The 19,283-nt window shown below is 65.4% G+C and carries 14 protein-coding genes; 2 read left to right on the top strand and 12 right to left on the bottom strand.

What is annotated here, in order from left to right; genetic code table 11:
- Positions 1 to 18: 18 nt before the first annotated feature.
- The 5 genes from BHK69_RS10720 to BHK69_RS10700 all read right to left on the bottom strand — a co-directional run bounded on the left by BHK69_RS10720 (position 19) and on the right by BHK69_RS10700 (position 5,991).
- Entirely contained in the window at positions 19 to 684 is a 666-nt protein-coding gene (locus tag BHK69_RS10720; protein ID WP_069690087.1) for a hypothetical protein, read from the bottom strand.
- 74 nt (positions 685 to 758) lie between these two features.
- On the bottom strand, positions 759 to 1,238 hold the full coding sequence (lspA, locus tag BHK69_RS10715) for a signal peptidase II (protein ID WP_069693554.1): 480 nt from the start codon (positions 1,236 to 1,238) through the stop codon (positions 759 to 761).
- Complete coding sequence (ileS, locus tag BHK69_RS10710; protein WP_069690086.1) at positions 1,238 to 4,195, bottom strand: isoleucine--tRNA ligase; 2,958 nt, start codon at positions 4,193 to 4,195, stop codon at positions 1,238 to 1,240. Before ileS ends, lspA begins: the two co-directional genes overlap by 1 nt.
- Positions 4,196 to 4,401: 206 nt before the next feature.
- A complete protein-coding gene (locus tag BHK69_RS10705; protein ID WP_244548462.1) occupies positions 4,402 to 5,415 on the bottom strand; it encodes a bifunctional riboflavin kinase/FAD synthetase in 1,014 nt (337 codons plus the stop codon).
- 135 nt (positions 5,416 to 5,550) lie between these two features.
- Complete coding sequence (locus tag BHK69_RS10700) at positions 5,551 to 5,991, bottom strand: MaoC family dehydratase (RefSeq protein WP_069690085.1); 441 nt, start codon at positions 5,989 to 5,991, stop codon at positions 5,551 to 5,553.
- Positions 5,992 to 6,293: 302 nt separating this feature from the next.
- Between BHK69_RS10700 and BHK69_RS10695 the strand changes: the two genes are divergently transcribed.
- Positions 6,294 to 6,677, top strand: a complete 384-nt coding sequence (locus tag BHK69_RS10695) for a response regulator (RefSeq protein WP_069690084.1) — start codon at positions 6,294 to 6,296, stop codon at positions 6,675 to 6,677.
- Between the two features lie 10 nt (positions 6,678 to 6,687).
- On the opposite strand, the gene BHK69_RS10690 is transcribed toward BHK69_RS10695, so the two are convergent.
- The 3 genes from BHK69_RS10690 to BHK69_RS10680 all read right to left on the bottom strand — a co-directional run bounded on the left by BHK69_RS10690 (position 6,688) and on the right by BHK69_RS10680 (position 11,088).
- On the bottom strand, positions 6,688 to 7,557 hold the full coding sequence (locus tag BHK69_RS10690; protein ID WP_244548461.1) for a TIGR01459 family HAD-type hydrolase: 870 nt from the start codon (positions 7,555 to 7,557) through the stop codon (positions 6,688 to 6,690).
- A 187-nt stretch (positions 7,558 to 7,744) separates the two neighbouring features.
- Complete coding sequence (locus BHK69_RS10685; protein ID WP_148663370.1) at positions 7,745 to 9,187, bottom strand: EAL domain-containing protein; 1,443 nt, start codon at positions 9,185 to 9,187, stop codon at positions 7,745 to 7,747.
- Positions 9,188 to 9,354: 167 nt separating this feature from the next.
- Positions 9,355 to 11,088 (bottom strand): tetratricopeptide repeat protein, encoded by a 1,734-nt coding sequence (locus BHK69_RS10680; protein ID WP_069690082.1) that lies wholly within the window; start codon positions 11,086 to 11,088, stop codon positions 9,355 to 9,357.
- 233 nt (positions 11,089 to 11,321) lie between these two features.
- Here BHK69_RS10680 and aptA point away from each other — a divergent pair, with 233 nt between their 5' ends.
- The gene (gene aptA / locus BHK69_RS10675; RefSeq protein WP_069690081.1) at positions 11,322 to 12,662 is read left to right on the top strand and encodes an omega-aminotransferase AptA; all 1,341 of its coding nucleotides are present in this window, start codon (positions 11,322 to 11,324) and stop codon (positions 12,660 to 12,662) included.
- A gap of 200 nt (positions 12,663 to 12,862) precedes the next feature.
- Here aptA and BHK69_RS10670 read toward each other — a convergent pair whose 3' ends face one another.
- The 4 genes from BHK69_RS10670 to BHK69_RS10655 all read right to left on the bottom strand — a co-directional run bounded on the left by BHK69_RS10670 (position 12,863) and on the right by BHK69_RS10655 (position 19,167).
- Positions 12,863 to 15,061, bottom strand: coding sequence for an FAD-dependent oxidoreductase (locus BHK69_RS10670; RefSeq protein WP_069690080.1), 2,199 nt, complete (start codon positions 15,059 to 15,061; stop codon positions 12,863 to 12,865).
- A 223-nt stretch (positions 15,062 to 15,284) separates the two neighbouring features.
- Positions 15,285 to 16,493, bottom strand: a complete 1,209-nt coding sequence (locus BHK69_RS10665; protein WP_069690079.1) for an acetyl-CoA C-acetyltransferase — start codon at positions 16,491 to 16,493, stop codon at positions 15,285 to 15,287.
- A gap of 104 nt (positions 16,494 to 16,597) precedes the next feature.
- A complete protein-coding gene (locus tag BHK69_RS10660) occupies positions 16,598 to 18,394 on the bottom strand; it encodes an acyl-CoA dehydrogenase C-terminal domain-containing protein (protein WP_069693551.1) in 1,797 nt (598 codons plus the stop codon).
- 311 nt (positions 18,395 to 18,705) lie between these two features.
- Positions 18,706 to 19,167 (bottom strand): MerR family transcriptional regulator, encoded by a 462-nt coding sequence (locus BHK69_RS10655; RefSeq protein ID WP_069690078.1) that lies wholly within the window; start codon positions 19,165 to 19,167, stop codon positions 18,706 to 18,708.
- Between the last annotated feature and the right edge of the window lie 116 nt (positions 19,168 to 19,283).

Genomic DNA, 19,283 nt, shown 5'->3' with positions numbered 1-19,283 from the left:
CCAGACGCGACGCCCGTCTCAGTTGGTCGCCGGCAGGGTCGGCATGGGCGTACCCTGAACGAATTCCTTCTGCCCCAAGGCTTGCGTGTCCTCGCGCGGGCCATTCCTGCCAGGTCCGACCGGCGCCGTCCCGGCCGGGCGACGGTAGCCGACCGGCGGCTCGTAGAGATATTTCCGCTCCGGCTCGCTGCCATAGGTCAGGCTCGCCAGATCCTCGGCATTCTTGCCCGCGGCGATGTCGCGGCCGGTCCGGATCGGGGCGATGTTTTCCTCATAGGTCTTCGACTGCTGCGGCTGGAACGGCCGGCTGTCGCGGCCTGCGACACGGCCCTTTTGCAGCTCTTCCTGGCTCAGCAGCGGGCGCTGATTGTCCTTGTACTTCTCGCGCTCGGTCGCGGGCACCAGCGCGCGCGCATCCTCGGCGCGACGCCGGACGATGTCAGGATCGTTCGGCCAGGCGGCATTGCGCGCGCTCGCCGGCTCCTGCGGCCGCGGCAGGGTCGAACCGGGAGGCACCACGAGAGGCGGCCGCTGCCGGTATTCGATGTCGTTATTGGCCTTGCCGCCGATGACGCCCTCCATCAAATTCTTGAAGAGCATGCCTTCCTGCGCAAAGGCGGGCGAGGTCGCAAGCAGCAGCCCACCGGCCAGGAGCCAATGCGTCACGCGGATGCGATGAGCCATCTCAAACCTCCCTCGGGATTTTTTCATCCCCACTTCAACCTCAGGCGCGCGGCAAAACGATGGCGAGTTGCGCATCATGCCGGCTTATCCGGGCTGGAACGGAAGGACTCATATAGCAGAGCGGCCACGCCGACAACGATCGCCGCATCGGCGATGTTGAAGATGTACCAGCTGAAGCTGCCGTGATGCAGATGCACGAAGTCGACGACAGCGCCATAGACCGCACGGTCGAGGCCGTTGCCCAGCGCTCCGCCGACGATCAGCGCCAGGCTGACGACGGTCAATCGCCGCGTCTCGCGCCACATCCAGCGCCCGAGCCAGATAGCGGCAACGAACGAGATCACGACCAGGAGCCAGCGGCCGAGGTCGCCATCCTGCTGGAACAGGCCATAGGAGATGCCGCGATTCCAGGCGAGCACGATCTCCATGAAGGGCGCGACCTCGAAGGGACCGTTTTCGGCCAGCCGAACGCCGAAGAGCAGCCAGAGCTTGAGCGCCTGATCAAGCCCGAAGACCAGAGCGACGATGAAGACGCCGAGACGACGCACCGGCATCATCGCGCGCGCTGCCCAAGCTCGCGCAAGGCCTTGGCGTCGCGCGGCGTTACCTCCGGATAGGCGGGATCGGCCAGCGCGGCATCGAAATACTTCCAGGAACGGGCGCATTTGACGCCCGGTGCCCGCGCGGAGACAACCGCGACGCCCGGCACATCGGCCAGGCGGAAGGCGTCCTGCGGCCCCTCGCCCGCGCCAAGCGCGATGCCCGAGGTGATGCTGATCTCGGCGAGATCGACGCCCGAAAGCGCGGCCCTCAGATCGGGTTCGTCGATATAGACCTTGGGCGCGGCCTCCAGCGAGGAGCCGATGCGCTTGCCCGCCCGCTCCAGCTCCAGCGCGCCGGTGACGACGCGGCGGACGCGGCGGATCTTGCTCCAGCGCTCGGCGAGCTCCGGATCGAGCCAAGCTTCAGGCGCTTGCGCGAAGAGTTCGAGATGCACCGAGGCGTCCATCGCCTTCTGCTCGGGATAGCGCTCCAGCCAGGCCTCTTCCGTGGTGAAGACCAGGATCGGCGCGAGCCAGGTGGCCAGGCAACGGAAGAGATGATCGACGACCGTCAGTGCGCTCTTGCGGACATGGCTCGACAACGGATCGCAATAGAGCGCGTCCTTGCGGATGTCGAAATAGAAGGCCGAAAGCTCGGTGTTCATGAACTGCGAGAGCAGGTTCACCACCTTCTTGTAGTCGTAGGTGCGATAGGCCTCCTCGACCTGCGGCCCGAGCTCGGCGAGCCGATGCAGCATCAACCGCTCCAGCTCCGGCATGGTCTGCGGCTCGTTGACCCGGATGTCCTCGCTGAAATGGGCGAGCGTGCCGAGCATCCAGCGCGTGGTGTTGCGCAGCTTGCGATAGGTCTCGACGAAGGTCTTGAGGATCTCCTTGCCGATGCGCAGATCGTCGGAATAATCGGCCGCCGCGACCCAGAGGCGCAGGATGTCGGCGCCCGAATCCTTGATGATGTCCTGCGGGGCGGTGACGTTGCCCTTCGACTTCGACATCTTCTCGCCCTTCTCGTCGAGGCAGAAGCCGTGGGTCAGGACGACGTCGAAGGGCGCCCGGCCGCGCGTGCCGCAGCTTTCGAGCAGGCTCGAATGGAACCAGCCGCGATGCTGGTCGGAGCCTTCGAGATACATCACCCGGTCATTGCCGCCATCGCCGCGCCGGCGAGCGCGCAGATCCGGGCGCTTCTCCAGCGTGAAGGCGTGGGTCGAGCCGGAATCGAACCAGACGTCGAGCACGTCGGTGACGCGCTCATAGGCAGCCGGATCGTAGCCGAAGGGCTCCAGGAAGCGTGCGCCATCCAGGTCGGTAAACCAGGCGTCGGCGCCTTCCAGCTCGAAGGCATCCGCGATCGCGGCGTTGACCTTGGCGTCGACCAGGATTGCACCCGTCTCCTTCTCGACGAAGACGGTGATCGGAACGCCCCAGGCGCGCTGGCGCGAGACCACCCAGTCGGGACGGTTGGCGATCATGCCGTTGATGCGGTTTTCACCAGCGGCGGGCACCCATTGCGTGTCCTTGATCGCGCCGAGCGCAACCTCGCGCAAACTGCGGTTGCCAAGCACCTCGACCGCCTTGTCCATGGCGATGAACCATTGCGGCGTGTTGCGGAAGATGACCGGCTTCTTCGAGCGCCAGCTATGCGGATACTGGTGCTTCAACCGACCGCGCGCGACGAGATGACCGCTGGCGGCAAGGGCCTTGATCACGGCTTCGTTGGCATCGCCCTTCTCGCCCTTGTCGGTGATGACCTGCTTGCCTTCGAAGCCGGGGGCATCCTTGGTGAAGCGACCATCGGCATCGACGGTGTAGGGGATATGCGTTTCGATGCCGCGCTTGGACAGCTTCTGGCCATTGGCCATCCAGACGTCGAAGTCCTCGCGGCCATGGCCGGGCGCGGTGTGGACGAAGCCCGTGCCGGCATCGTCGGTGACATGGTCGCCGTCGAGCAGCGGCACGTCGAAATCATAGCCCTGGCCGCGCAGCGGATGAGCGCAGGTCAGGCCGGCGAGCTCATGGGCCGATACATCCGAAACCAGCTCGAAGGCTTCCACCTTCGCCGCCTTGAAGACGCCTTCGGCGAGGTTCTTGGCGAGCACATAGCTCGCGCCGACCTTGGCCCAATTGCCTTCGGGCGCTGCAGTGATGCGGTAAAGCCCATAGGCGATCTTGTTGTGGAAGGAGATCGCGCGGTTGCCGGGGATCGTCCAGGGCGTGGTCGTCCAGATCAGGATCGAGGCATCAGCGAGGCTGCCGGCAGGCGCGACGACCGGAAACGCCACGAACACCGTGTCGCTGACATGCTCCTCATACTCGACCTCGGCCTCGGCCAGCGCGGTCTTCTCGACCACGGACCACATCACCGGCTTGGAGCCGCGATAGAGCTGGCCGGTCTCGGCGAACTTCATGATCTCGCGGGCGATCTGCGCCTCGGCCGGATAGGCCATGGTGAGATAAGGGTCGGCCCAATCGCCCTCGACGCCCAGGCGCTTGAACTCCTCGCGCTGGACATCGACCCATTTCTCGGCGAAGGCGCGGCATTCCTTGCGGAATTCGACGACCGGCACGTCGTCCTTGTTGAGGCCCTTGGCGCGGTACTGCTCCTCGATCTTCCATTCGATCGGCAGGCCGTGGCAGTCCCAGCCCGGCACATAGTTCGAATCGAAGCCGAGCATCTGCTGCGAGCGCGCGACGAGATCCTTCAGCACCTTGTTGAGCACATGGCCGATATGGATGTTGCCATTGGCGTAGGGCGGGCCGTCATGCAGCACGAAGCGGTCGCGCCCCTTCGCGGTGGCGCGCAGCTTCTTGTAGAGGTCGATCCTGGCCCAGCGGGCGAGCAGTTCCGGCTCGCGCTGCGGCAACCCCGCGCGCATCGGGAACTCTGTCTGAGGCAGGAACAGCGTCTGGGAATAGTCGACGGTTTCGGTCTTGTCGGCGGCTTTGTCGGTCATCTCGGGTCCGGCTCGGGCAATGAGGACAAGCGGGCCATTCGAGGCTGGCGCGGCGCTGGTCCATCGTGAAACTGGGAAGCGATGGTCACCCCGGCTTGCGCAAGCGCCCGCGCGTCAGCGCAGGGCGGCAGCCGGGCCCGTAATTCGCCGGAGGTCTATGAACGTGGCGCGATCAGCAAGCATCTGCGGCTTCTAGCAAACGCGGTCTACGGAAGGAAGGGCGGCGTTTTCGCCAAGATGTCGCGCGCTCCCACGCTATCGGCATCCATCTGCACGATCAGCGCCTCGAGCGTATCGAACTTCGCCTCGCCGCGCAGCCAGGAGACGAGCGCGACATCGACCTGCTTGCCATAGAGGTCGCCGGAGAAATCGAAGACGAAGGTCTCCAATCGCGGCGCACCGTCGTCGAAGGTCGGGCGGCTGCCGAAGCTGGCGACGCCGTCATGCCAGACGCCGTCGATCTTCATCCTGACCGCATAGATGCCGTAGCGCAGCTTGCAATCGCGGGCGAGGTGCATGTTGGCGGTCGGATAGCCGAGATCGCGGCCGCGCTTGTCGCCATGGGCAACGACACCGCGCACGAACCATGGCCGGCCCAGAAAATCCGCCGCGCGGGCGACATCGCCGGCCTCGAGCGCGATACGGATCAATGTCGAGGAGACCGGCTCGCCGGCCCAGGCATAGGGCGGCACGACCGCGACGGGCACGCCCCGCATCCCTGCGCGAGCCTGCAGCATCTCGGGCGAGCCGGCGCGGCCCTGGCCGAAATGGAAGTCATAGCCGCAGACAAGCCCGGTCGCCCCCAGCTTGCCGAGCAGCAGATCATCGACGAAGGCCTCGGCGCTGACCGCCGCCACGCCACGGTCGAAAGGCAGGATGAAGGTCACTGGCAGGCCGGCCTGGCCGAGCAGCTCCAGCTTCACGGCCGGCGGCGTCAAACGGAACACCGGCTGATCGGGGCGGAAGACGCTGCGCGGATGCGGCTCGAAGGTCAGTGCGGCGGCTTTGGTCCCACGCTCGGTCGCCATCGCGACCGCGACGCGGGCAAGCTCGGCATGGCCGCGATGAACCCCGTCGAAATTGCCGAGCGCCAGGACCGCGCCGCGCAGGGCGTCGGGAGCCGGTTTCTCGACGTCGAGAACGAAGGCGGCATGCATGTCGGAAAGCTGCGCGTCGGAAGGCTGCACGTCGGCAGGCGGCGCATCGGCGGGGAAGGTCATCGATCGCAAGCGTCCGGGCGCCCGAGGAGCCCGGGCCGGAGCAGTGTTTGGCCTCAAGGCCGCAGAGGCGTCAAGGCCAAGCCTTTAACTCACCCAAGCCCTTATCTCAAACAAGCCCTGTATCTCACAGTTGCCTCAGAGCTTTCGAGCAGGCGGCAGCGCAACCCAGGCCTCGCCCTCCAGCACGGCCTTGCCGTCGACCAGGCATTCGCAGAACAGCCGCGCCCGCCTGCGCTCGGCCACCAGCTCCACCACCTCGACGCGGGCAGTGACGACATCGCCGATCTTGACCGGTGCAAGGAAGGTCAGCGTCTGCGAGAGATAAACCGCGCCCGGCCCCGGCAGGCGTGTGCCGAGAAGCGCCGAGACGAGGCTCGCGGTCAGCATGCCATGGGCGATGCGCTGGCCGAACTTGGTGTTGGCGGCATAGTGGTCGCAGAGATGGATCGGATTCGCATCGCCCGAGAGATCGGCGAAAAGCGAGATGTCGCGCTCCATCACGGTACGCATCAGGCTCTCGTTCTGCCCGATCGACAGATCCTCAAAAGCATGAACCTGATAAAGAGAGCTGGTCATCGTCCTGGTCTTCCTGGTCTTCCTGCTCGGCCGGCGCTCCAGGCCAGCACCTCGGCGCGGCCCGGCGTCTATCTCGCATCTGCGAAAGACTGTCACAGCCGCCCGGTTTCGACCATTGAACTTTGGTGATCACAGGCAATTGCAGCCGGCAGAACGGAAAATGCCGTTGGGTCACTCCGGCATTGGATTAACCGCTTTGAAACGCCGCAGGACTAAGACAGTCGATCCATGGCCGCCCGCTAGAGACGGCACGCAGCCTGGGTATCGCCCCGCCCTGCGAATTTGATGCTTGGAGCACCATAATGGCTCTCGACCCCTCCATGCCGATCCTGGTGGTCGATGATTATCAGACCATGGTCCGAATCATCCGCAATCTCCTGAAGCAGCTCGGCTTCGAGGATGTCGACGATGCATCCGACGGCTCCGCGGCGATCGCCAAGATGCGCGACAAGAAATACGGGCTGGTGATCTCGGACTGGAACATGGAGCCGATGACCGGCTTCGAATTGCTGCGCCGCGTGCGCGAGGAAGACGCGCTGTCGCAGACGCCTTTCATTATCGTAACCGCTGAATCCAAGACCGAAAACGTCATCGCCGCCAAGAAGGCCGGCGTGAACAACTACATCGTCAAGCCGTTCAACGCTCAGACGCTGAAGACCAAGATCGAATCGGTCTGCGCTGCCTGAGTACGCTCCCTCACCACACCAGGTGCGGCAGCGCATAATCAGGCCGGTGGCTCTGCTCGGCGAACCAATCATGCCTGTGCTCCCAGGACGCCTCGAGCAGGTCCTGCGCATGGATCCCGGCCAGCACCATGACGCTCGTCGCGCCAAAGCCGTTGGCTCCGGCGATGTCGGTGCGGATCGCATCGCCGATGCCGCAGATGCGTGATCGCTCGGCCGGCACGCCACGCTCCCTCTCCATGATCGCGACCGCCATCTCGTAGATCGGCTGGTGCGGCTTGCCGGCATAGATGACCTTGCCGCCGACCTCTTCATAGGCAAGCGCGATCGAGCCCGCGCAAGGCACGATGCGCCCTCCCCGATCGACCACCAGATCGGGATTGGCGCAGATCAGGGTGAGTTCGCGCCGGGCGAAGTCGGCCAGCATGCCGGCATAGCTCTCAGCCGTCTCGGTCTCGTCGTCGAACAGACCGGTGCAGAGCACGTAATTCGCCTCTGCCGGCCCGACGCGCGGAGCATCCAGCCCGGCGACCAACGGCAGGTCGCGGTCAGGGCCGAGCATGAAGACCGGCTCACCGGCGCGCTCCTGGATCAAGGCGCGGCAGACATCGCCGGAGGTCACGATCGCGTCCCAGGCGTCCTTCGGCACGTTGAACCCGGCGAGCTGGCGCTCGATTTCGGCGCGCGGGCGCGGCGCGTTGGTGACGAGGACGACGAAGACGCCGCGCTGCCGAGCAGCGACCAGCGCCTCGACGGCGCCGCGATGCGCTACGACGCCGTTATGGACCACGCCCCAGACATCGCAGAGGCAGAGATCGAACCGGTCGGCGATCTCGGAAAAGCCGGTCAGGGCCGTGGTGGCTTTGCTCTTCGATGGCGGCAAGTCGTGGTCACTCCGGATGGCGTCGGCAGGTTCTATCGCCTGAAAGAAGATTCTACCGCCTCAAGGAAAAGCATGATGCCGGAAAATGACAACCGCTTCTCGGCGTCGGGCTCTTATGCACCCATGAGACTTGCACCCATGAAACTTGCACCGATGAAGCTCGCAGGGCCAGGGCCCATGCCGACGCTCAGGCGCTGGCGCGGCGCAGCACGGAACGGAACGACTGACGTTCGGGTTTGGCCTCGTCCTGCGCCGGGCTCGCAGGCGGCGGCGGATAGCCGAGGACCTCGGCGGTGGGACGCTGCGGCGCGGCTTCGCTTGCGGCAGTGGGCGGCGCGGCCTCCGGCTCGGCGAAGACCTCTGGCTTCACCGGGCGCGGCGGCGAGAAGATCAGGCCCTGCGCATAGGTGATGCCGAGCTCGATCATGTCCGCGACGGTCGGGTTGTCGGCGATCTCGTCCGCGACCAGCGCGATCGAGGCCCGCGCCATCATCGACGCCAAATCACCAGCCGCGATGTCGAGCGAACCCTCACCGGCCATCTCGGCCTGGAACAGCGTCGCGGGCGCCTTGACGAAGCGAATGCCGCGATCGAACAGCGCGATGGGATCGAGCCTGAGATCGGCGACCTGGTCGAGCGCGAAACGCACGCCATTGGCCGACATCGCGCCGAGCAATCCCAGACTCGCCGGGTCCAGCGCACGGAAGACGCGCTGCGGCATCTCCACCACGAGGTGGCCATTGTGCTCGCGATATTTGTCGAGAATGCGCGACAGCGTCGCCAGCGCCTTGGACGAACTCCAGGTCGCCTCGCTGAAATTGCAGGAGACGAAGAGCCCGCCCTGCTTCGTGCCGAGATGGCGCGCAATCGCCAGAGCGCGCGTCAGCACCAGCGCATCGAGCGTCGGACCGAAGCCGCGCTGCTCGACGATCGACAGGAAATCCTCGGGCAGGAGCAGCGTGTTCTCGTCGACCCGCAGGCGCACCAACGCCTCGTAGCCGCGCGTGCGCCGCTGCGGCAATTGCACGATCGGCTGCAGATGCACCTCGACCTTGCCCTCGGACAAGGCCGTACTGATCACGGCAGCGCGCTTGTCGGCGGCGCTACGTTCGGCGGCGCGCTCGGCCTCCTCGCGTTCGGCCGCGATCGCGTCGAGCCGGGCCTGGCGCGCGGCCTCCGGATCGATCACCGGAACCGGCGCAGGCTTGGCGAGAGGCGCCGCCTGGCGGGCTTGCGCCACGATCAATTGGGCGTCGTGGTCGGCGAGCGTGGTCGCGACCTGATGGATGAGATCGCCGAGCAGACCGACCTCGGCCGTCAATTCGTTGATCGCGGCGCGCGCCGGCGCCGCGTCGGCCTCGCGCATCGGCATCTGTTCGACGCGCTGCGACAGGTTGTCCAGCCGAATGGCGTTGGTGGCGAGTCTGACCTTGACCTCACCGAGGCCAGCGAAGATCTGCTCGCGCTGCACAAGCAGGCGGCGCTCATAGAGCCGGGCCATGCCGACCAACCCGCCACCGCAGAGCAGCAGTCCCGCCGCTGCTCCCAATCCGCCCGGTAGCAGCAAAGTCGCAATCGCGCCGGCCGAAACACCTGTGACGGCTGCGGCGAGAGGGGGCAATGCATTCAAGCGGACAGGGGCCAAGGCAGCATTCGCGCGTTGGGTTGATCGGGACGAATCGGCGAATCACGGGCGTTCCGCAACCTTAACCATAGGTCGGGCCGCTTGCGAGCGCCGGGTGGGGGCTTTGCGGCTGTAAATGCAGGAAAAACAGTGGACCACGCCGCGAAGACGGATCAGGGCCGCTTGATCAGGTCCAAGATCGTCGGTCCCAGATCGCTCATGATCCGTTCTATGACCGGAGGGCTGAAACCCCGGCGCTCGAGGAAGAGGCGCGGATCGACGCGAAACAACGGGGACGCCTCGGCGAGGCCCGACACCGCGGCGGCGAATCCAGCCTGGTCTCCGGCTCCGGCATAATGCAGCGCGCGTCCCAGCAGGCTCAGCGGCCCTTCATTCGCCAGGAGCCGGGCGGCATGACTTTCGGCATGTTTGTTGGCGCCGGTCAGCCGCGCGCCCAGAAAGGCGTAGAAATCATACCAGGGCGGCCGACCGCGGCTGAGCGAGACCGCCCGTTCCAGTAAGGGCAGGCCTTCGGCCGAGCGGTTGAGCTGGACGAAACGCGCCCCGAGATCAGCCATGATGTCGGGATCATAGGGGTTGCGCGTCAAGGCCTCGCGGCCAGCTGCCAGCGCCTCGTCGGGCTGCCCGCGCGCGAAGAGCACGTCCATCATCGCCTGCTGGGCGCGGGCGCTCGATGGCGCCAGGCGAACTGCGTTCATCGCCGCGCTCAGCGCCCGGTCGAGCGGCGGGCCGGACTGGAGATTCAGGCCGGCAGTGTATTCGTCGAGGGTCAGGAGGGCGAGCTGCGACCAGGCCGCGTGAAAGTTCGGATCCTTCTCGAGCACACCCTCCAGGCAGGTGCGCGCCGCCAGATGGTCCTCGGCCTTCATCGTCAGGCGGAAATCGAGCGCTTGGAAGATGCAGCGCATCGCGGGCGACATGATCGAGGACTGCCTGAAATCGGCATGGATGACGCCAAACGGCTCGGCCAGGCGGATCGCCAGGCGCCGGGCGATTTCCGGCAATTCGGGATCTTCTGCATTGAACCGGAACTTCCTGTTGCTGGAGCCGGTCCAGACGATGCGCCCATCCTTGACCGCGCGCAGTCTCGCCGCGCTCTCAATGACATCGCCGAAACGTGTCGCGCTCAGCTCGAAGACGTAGTCGGCATCGACCGTCGTCGCACGCGGGTCGAGCGGGGCCTTCACGGTGACGAGATCGTCGAAGCCGGCGATCGCGTCAGCCAGAAGCGCCACGAACCGGCGCGCGATCTCGTTCGCCATGGGGTCAGGCGGCAACTCGCCGATCACGATCGCCATGACGGGCAGATGCGCCGCGGCGGTGGACGCCGTCGGCTTCACCGCCCGCTCGACCGGAACGCTCGGCTGCAAGGAGCGTGCGCCGGGCACCGGCGGCTCGTCGTCCCTGATACGATACCAGGAGGCCAGCGACGCCAATCCGAGCAGGAGCGCCAGGCCGGCGCCCAGCAGCCAGCGACGCGAGACGGTGGCGTCGGGACGCCGGGGCGCGCCCTTCTGCGCCGCGGCATCGCCCGCCGCCGCGGTCGCGGGCTCGGCTTCGAGCACGGCGCGCTCATCGACCTCGAATGCCGGCACATAGGCGCCGACCGGGATCGCGATGCGAACCGGGTCGGCGGCGCCCTCGCCGAGATAATATTGCCCGAGCGCCTTGCGCAGGCGGCCCGCCTCGACGCGCACGATCGGGTCCGATTGCGGATCGAAATCGGGCGGGCGGCCGAAGGCCTCCACCGCCACGGTGTACCCCTTCAGCTCGGCGCTGCGCCCGTCGAGCGCGCGATCGACAATGAAGGTCAGGAAGGCGGAGAGCTGCGGCGCACCGCGGAACAAGTCCGAAGCCAGGACGCGATCGAGCCCCGCGCGAATCACTGCGGCTCTTCGCTCGTCCAGCCTGACGCCGGCTTGACCGCTTGAGACCATCGGGGTCGGGCCCAGTTTGTCACTCCCCTTGTTCAGACTAGCCCAGACCCGACGTAACGTCATCCGGCAAAGAATCGCGAGCCGACTCTCGTGGCGCGCAGGGATGCCCCGATGCGACGACGATTTACACCCCGGATCGTACTGTTAGGTTGAGAGACGCTTAACCCCACGAGGACGCCTTGATGACATCCGCCACGCAGCCGCTGGGCACGCCGAACAATCTCGAAGCCTTTTGGATGCCGTTCACGGCCAACCGCTCGTTCAAGCAGAACCCGCGCATGATCGCGCGCGCCGAGGGGATGTTCTATTACACGCCGGAAGGAAAGCCGGTGATGGACGGAACGGCAGGGCTGTGGTGCTGCAATGCCGGCCACGCCCGCAAGCCGATCATCCAGGCTATCCAGGCCCAGGCCGAGGAGCTCGATTTCGCACCTTCCTTTCAGTTCGGCCATCCCAAGGTCTTTGCGGCCGCCGCGCGCATCGCCTCCCTGGCGCCGGGTGATCTCGACCATGTCTTCTTCGCCGGCTCCGGCTCGGAAGCCGCGGACACCGCGCTGAAGATCGCGCTCGCCTATTGGAACGTCACCGGAAAGGGCTCGAAGACCCGCCTGATCGGCCGCGAGCGCGGCTACCACGGCGTCGGCTTCGGCGGCATTTCGGTCGGCGGCATGGTCAACAACCGCAAATTCTTCGGCAGCCTGCTCGCCGGCACGGACCATTTGCCGCATACCTATGACCGCGAGAAGCAGGCCTTCAGCAAGGGCGAGCCGGATTACGGCGCACATTTCGCCGATGATCTCGATCGCATCGTCGCGCTGCATGACGGCTCGACCATCGCCGCCGTGATCGTCGAGCCGATGGCCGGCTCGACCGGCGGGCTGCCGGCTCCGAAGGGCTATCTCAAGCGCTTGCGCGAACTCTGCGACAAGCATGGCATTCTCTTGATCTTCGACGAGGTCATCACCGGCTTCGGCCGCCTCGGTTATGCCTTCGCCGCCGAGCGTTACGGCGTCATCCCCGACATGATCACCTTCGCCAAGGGCGTGACTTCGGGGACCGTGCCGATGGGTGGCGTGATCGTGCGCAAGCACATCTACGATGCCTTCATGAACGGCCCCGACAACGCCATCGAGCTGTTCCACGGCTACACCTATTCTGGCCATCCGCTGGCGGCCGCCGCCTGCCTGGCGACGCTCGACGTCTACCGCGAAGAAGGCCTGTTCGAGCGCGCCCGCGAGATGGAGCCGGCCTGGGCCGACGCCCTGATGACGTTGAAGGGCGAGCCAAATGTGGTCGACATCCGTCAGGTCGGGATCGTCGGCGCCATCGATCTCGCGCCGCGGGCCGACGGTGTCGGCAAGCGCGCCTTCGAGGCGATGGACCGCCTCTTCCGCGAGGAAGGGCTGATGGTCCGCACCGCCGCCGACACGATCGCCTTCTCGCCGCCGCTGATCATCACCGAAAGCCAAATCGGGGAGCTGGTCGATAAGCTGCGCCGGGGGATCCGGGCAGTGGCAGCCTGAGTGCATTCCTTCTCTCCGCCAAGATCGGGCTTGCCCGATCTTGGCAAAGTTCATGCCCATCTCGGTTCAGGCCCATGCCGGAAACATCCGACATGGGCGGGAGAAGCTGCCGGGCGCAGTGAAGCAAATGAGAAAAGGGTCGCTCGCGCGACCCTTTTCTTTTTCTGTCGAGAGGCTTCCCTCATCCGAGCGGAGAAGGCTCAGGCCGCCTTCTTCGCCGTGCCGTAATAGCTCTCGCCCATCTTCGCCATGCGCTTGAGCTGTTTGTTCGGCTTGAAGCGCTCGCCATGCTTCTTCGCCAGGGCTTCGCAGAGCTTCACGAAGGCGGCCGCGCCCATATTGTCGATGTAGGAGAGCGTCCCGCCCGAATAGGGCGCAAAGCCGAAGCCGATGATCGAGCCGACATCGGCCTCGCGCGGATCGGTGACGACGCCCTCCTCATAGGTGCGCGCCGCCTCCAGAGCCTGCGTCACCAGGAGGCGGTGCTTGAGCTCCTGCATGTCGACGCTCTCGGGGTCGAGATGCGTCGCAACCAGATCCGCCAGCCCCGGCCAGAGCCGCTTCGGCCCGGCTTCGGGATAATCGTAGAAGCCCTTCTTGTTCTTGCGGCCAAGCCGGCCATGCGTCTCGACCATCTCAGCCAGCAGCTTCTCCTGCGCCCGATCGACCGCGCCCTCGCCAAGCTGCGCCTTGGTCGCCTTCAGCACCTTGTAGGCGAGATCGACCGCGACCTCGTCATTCAGGGAAAGCGGGCCGACCGGCATGCCGGCCTGCTTGCCCGCCTGCTCGATCATCGCCGGCGGCACGCCTTCCATCAGCATGAGATGGCCTTCGCGGATGTAGTTGCCGACGCAGCGATTGGCGTAGAAGCCGCGCGTGTCGTTGACCACGATCGGCGTCTTCTTGATGGCCCGGACGAAGTCGAGCGCCATGGCGAGCGCCTTCTTGCCGGTCTTCTTGGCCATGATGATCTCGACCAGCAGCATCTTCTCGACCGGCGAGAAGAAGTGGATGCCGATGAAATTCTTCGGCCGCCCGCTATGTTCGGCCAGCCCCGTGATCGGCAGGGTCGAGGTGTTGGAGCCGAAGATCGCCTTCGGGCCGATCGCGGCCTCGACCTTGGCGATGACCTCGGCCTTGACCTTGGGATCCTCGAACACGGCCTCGACGACGAGATCGCAGCCCTTCAGCGCGGCATAATCGGCGGTGGCGTTGATGCGCCCGAGCAGCGCGTCCCGGTCGGCCGTCTTGGCGCGCCCCTTCATGATCTGGTCGGAGACCAGCTTGTGCGAATAGGCCTTGCCCTTGTCGGCCGCCTCCTGATCGCGGTCGACCAGCACGACCTCGAGTCCGGCCTGCGCCGTGACATAGGCGATGCCGGCGCCCATGAAGCCGGCGCCGACGACGCCGACCTTTTTGAGCCTGCTCGGCGGCACGTCGGCGGGGCGGCGCGCGCCCTTGTTGAGCTCCTGCATCGAGACGAAGAGCGAGCGGATCATCGAGGCCGCCTCCTTCGTCCGCAGGATTTTCGCGAAATAGCGGCTCTCGACCTTCAGCGCGAGATCGATCGGCAGCTGCAGCCCCTCATAGACCGCCGAGAGGATGGCGCGGGCGGCCGGGTAATTGTCGTTGGTCTCGCGGCGATAGATCGCATTGGCCGGCGGCCAGATCTGCATGCCGGCCGGCGAATAGAGCTTGTTGGAGGGCAGCTTGAATTTCGGATCGTCCCAGGGCGCCTTGGCCTGTGGATTGGCCTTGAGCCACTCCTTGGCGTTGGCGACGAGCTGGTCACGCGGCACCACCGCATGGACAAGGCCGGTATTGCGCGCCGGCAAGGCTTTGATCTGCTCGCCCTTGAACATCATCTGCAGCGCGTCACCGGTCTGCATCAGGCGCGAGACGCGTTGCGTGCCTCCAGCGCCGGGGAAGAGCCCGACCTTGATCTCGGGCAGGCCGACGCGGGTCGAGGCGTCGTCCGAGACGACGCGATACTGGCAGGCGAGCGACAGCTCGAAAGCGCCGCCCAGGCAGATTCCATGGATCGCCGCCGCGAACGGTTTTCCGCAGGTCTCGAGCTTGCGGTAGAGCAGCGAGAGCTTGCGGCTCTCGTCGAAGAAGCTCTGCATCGCGACCTGCTCGCCCTTCTCCTTCGCCAGCTTGACGAAGAGATCGCGCAGGCCCTGCAGCATGGTGAGGTCGGCGCCACCGGAGAAGCTCTCCTTGCCGGAGGTGATGACGCAGCCCTTGATCGCCTCATCGCCTGCGACCTTGTCGATGATCTGGTCGAGCTCGCCCATCAATTCGGGCGTGATGACGTTCATCGAGCGGCCGGGCATGTCCCAGGTCGCAGTGGCGATGCCGTCGGAATCGGTTTCGAAGCGGAAATTGGTGAGGTTCATTGGTAGCCTCCCTGCCTTCTCCCCTTGGGGGAGAAGGTGCCGAGCGCAGCGAGGCGGATGAGGGAAGTCCGCACGCCATGCTTCGGGTGAAATTGTTGTCCTTCCCTCATCCGACCCGGCTACGCCGGGCCACCTTCTCCCATCGAAAGTCGGGTGTTCCCGACTTTCGCACTACATGTGCCCATATCGGAAACATCCGACATGGGTGGGGAGAAGGGGAAACTCACACCCGTTCGATGATGGTTGCGACGCCCATGCCGGCCGCCACGCATAAGGTCACCAGCGCGGTGTTCTTGTTGGTGCGCTCCAGCTCGTCGAGCACGGTGCCGAGGATCATCGCGCCGGTCGCCCCTAGCGGATGGCCCATTGCGATCGCGCCGCCATTCACGTTGAGGACGGCGTCATCGATGTCGAAAGCCTGCTGATAGCGCAGCACGACCGAGGAAAAGGCCTCGTTCAGCTCGAACAGGTCGATGTCCTTGACCGTCATGCCGGCCTTGCGCAGCACGAGCTCGGTGACATCGACCGGGCCGGTCAGCATCAAGGCGAGATCGGAGCCGATGGTGGCGAAGGCCTTGATGCGGGCGCGGGGCTTCAGGCCCGCCGCCTTGCCGCCCTTCTTCGAACCGACCAGCACAGCCGCCGCGCCATCGACGATGCCCGAGGAATTGCCGGCATGGTGGACGTGGTTGACGAATTCGACATCGGGATGCGCCGCGGTCGCGACTGCATCGAACCCGCCCATCTCGCCCATCTGGACGAAGGAGGCTTTCAAGCCAGCCAGCGTCTGCATGTCGGTGTTGGGGCGTATGGTCTCGTCGCGATCGAGCAGGATCAGGCCGTTGACGTCCTTGACCGGGATCACCGAATTCTTGAAACGCCCGGCCTCCCAGGCAGCGGCGGCGCGCTTGTGCGAGCGCACCGCAAAGGCATCGACATCATCGCGCGAGAAGCCGTATTTCGTCGCAATCAGATCGGCCGAGACGCCCTGCGGCATGAAATAGGTATCGATCGCGACGCTGGGATCGACCGCGATGCCGAAGCCCGAGGCGCCCATGCCGACGCGCGACATGCTCTCGACGCCGCCGCCGATCGCCATCTCCTTCTGGCCCGACATCACCTGCGCGGCGGCGAGGTTCACCGCGTCCAGCCCAGAGGCGCAGAAGCGGTTGATCTGCACGCCCGGCACTTCCTTGCCGTAGCCGGCCTTGAGCGCGATGGTGCGAGCGATATCGGCGCCGGCCTCGCCTACGGGATCGACGCAGCCGAAGACGACGTCCTCGACCAGCTTGGTGTCGAGGTTGTTGCGCTGCTTGATCGCGCGCAGCGTCTGCGTGCCGAGCTCGATCGCGGTGACCTCGTGCAGGGAGCCGTCGGCCTTGCCCTTGCCGCGCGGCGTGCGGACGTGGTCGTAGATGAATGCATCAGCCATCAAGGGCCTCCCAGGTTCTTGTTGTTTGGGCAGTCGGCAATGGGCAGTCGGCAGTCGGGTTTCAGTGTGTCCGACTGCCTACTGCCGACTGCCTATTGCCCCCTTCAAAACTGCTCGGCGCTCAGCGCCATGGTGCTGTCGGCTCCCGAGGTGATCCGGGCCAGATGCGCCGCCGTCTCCGGCAGGCTGCGTTCCATGAAGAAGCGCGCCGTCACCAGCTTGGTGTTCATGCGTTCGGTCGCACCATTGGCGCCAGCCTTGAGCTTGTCCTGCGCGACCTTGGCCATCTTCACCCACATATAGCCGAGCGAGACGAGGCCGAGCAGGTGCATGTAGTCGCTCGCGCCGGCGCCGGCATTGTCGGGCTTGGCGAGCGCATTGTTCATGAACCACATCGTCGCCTGCTGGAGATGGCCCAGCGAGAGCTGGAGCGGCCCGAGCAGAGGCTTCAGCCCTTCATCCTCGGCATTGTCCTTCAGGAAGCCGGCGACCTCGTTGAAGAAGGCCATGATGGCGCGGCCGCCATCGCGGCCGAGCTTGCGGCCGACGAGATCCATCGCCTGCACGCCATTGGCGCCCTCATAGATCATGGCGATGCGGGCATCGCGGACGAATTGCTCGACGCCGGTCTCGGCGATGTAGCCATGGCCGCCGAACATCTGCTGCGCCTTCACCGCATTGTCGAAGCCGGTATCGGTCAGCACGCCCTTGAGCACCGGCGTCATCAGGCCGAGCTGGTCATCGGCCGCCTGGCGCTCGGCGGCGTCGCTGGAGCGATGGGAGATATCGGACTTGATCGCGTTCCAGATCACGAAAGCACGGGCCGCCTCGTTGAAGGCCTTGATCGACATCAAGGTGCGGCGCACATCGGGATGCACGATGATCGGATCGGCTGCCTTGTCGGGGCTTTTCGCGCCGGTCAGCGCGCGGCCCTGGATGCGGTCCTTGGCGTAGACGACAGCGTTCTGATAGGCGACCTCGGACTGCGCCAGGCCCTGGATCGCGACGCCGAGGCGCGCCTCGTTCATCATCACGAACATGGCGTTGAGGCCCTTGTTCTCGGCGCCGATGAGCCAGCCCTTGGCCCCGTCATAGTTCATGACGCAGGTCGAATTGCCGTGAATGCCCATCTTGTGCTCGATCGAGCCGCAGGAGACATGGTTGTTCTCGCCGACGGACCCATCCTCCCCGATCGCGTTACGCGGCACGACGAAGAGCGAGATGCCCTTCACGCCGGCCGGGGCGCCCTCGATGCGGGCGAGCACGAGATGGATGATATTGCGCGTGATGTCCTGCTCGCCGGCCGAGATGAAGATCTTGGTGCCGGTGATCGCATAGGAGCCGTCGCCATTGGGCACGGCCTTGGTCTTGATCAGGCCGAGATCGGTGCCGCAATGCGGCTCGGTCAGGTTCATGGTGCCCGACCACTCGCCCTCGATCATTTTCGGCAGATAGGTGCGCTTCTGCTCGTCCGAGCCATGGACATAGAGCGCAGCGATCGCACCCATGGTCAGGCCGGGATACATCGCGAAAGCCATGTTCGCCGAGGAGGCGAACTCGTTCATGACGGCACCCAGCGTATAGGGCAGGCCCTGGCCGCCATATTCGGGATCCATGGCAAGGCCGATCCAGCCGGCGCCGGCATAGGTCTCATAGGCCGCCTTGAAGCCCCTGGGCGTCGTCACGGAGCCGTCGGCGTTGCGCGTGCAGCCTTCCTGGTCGCCCGAGTAATTCAAAGGCTGGAGGATCTCCTCGCAGACCTTCGCACCTTCCGCCAGCACGGCCTCGACCACATCGGGCGTCGCGTCGGCAAAGCCCGGCAGGTTGTTGTAGCGCTCGATATTGAAGACGTCGTTCAGCAGGAAAAGCGTGTCTTCGACGGGTGCCTTGTAGACCGGCATGTTCATCCTCCCTCTCGTCGCGACGCCGGCCCGCCAGATCACCGCGGGGGCCACATCGGAATAGTTCACATGTAAACTATCAGGGCAAGCTTGGCAAGGCGAGTCTGGAAAAGAGGCAATGGCCTCATGCGCAATCGGACCACCCTTCGGCGCGGCGCGCAACAGCGCCAAGACAGCAAAAAGCCCCGGGCGGCTGCCCGGGGCTTTTTGCGGAGAGACGGAATTCCTTGAAAGCTGGCTACTGCGAAAAATCGGCCCCCACTTCTCGCATCCTGCCCTTCAAAGGCGCCTCATATCCTGATCGAAGGCGCTCAGGCCTTGCGGAAGCGAGCTTGCGTCGCTTCCAGCTCGGCGATCGCTTCCTCGATCTCCTTGCGCTGGCTGCGCAGCAGTTCGAGCTGCTCCGTGACCTGCTCATGGCTGAGCTGCAGGCCGCCAACGGACGCCGAACCCTCGGCGGCCTCGCCCTTCTTCTCTTCATTGGCGAGCATCGCGCGGATCTCGACCAGCGTGAACCCGAGTTGCTTGCCCTTCAGGATCAGGGCCAGGCGAGCGCGGTCGCGGCTCGAATAGATCCGGGTCATGCCGGAGCGGGCCGGAGCGAGCAGGCCACGCGACTCATAGAAGCGCAGCGTACGAAGGGTCACATCGAAATCACGGGCGAGATCGCTGATGGTGAAGCCACCGACCGATTCGGTCTCGGTGGCGGCAGGGTTGGGCGAGCGGCCTTCATGAGTCGAGGCAGCCGCCAAAGCGAAGCTTGGGCGCGACATAGGGGTGCATTCCTTGCAGGTTGGGGGGCTCGGGAACGCCGACCATGCAGGTGGCGATCTTCCGTCCGACAACGCATAGCCGGCTGCTTCCCCTTGCGTCAGGTAATATGACGCTT

It is taken from the genome of Bosea vaviloviae, assembly GCF_001741865.1.
GTDB classification, from domain to species: Bacteria; Pseudomonadota; Alphaproteobacteria; order Rhizobiales; family Beijerinckiaceae; genus Allobosea; species Allobosea vaviloviae.
Note: the sequence above shows the minus strand (reverse complement) of the source record. Positions and strands in the feature narration are given on the sequence as shown.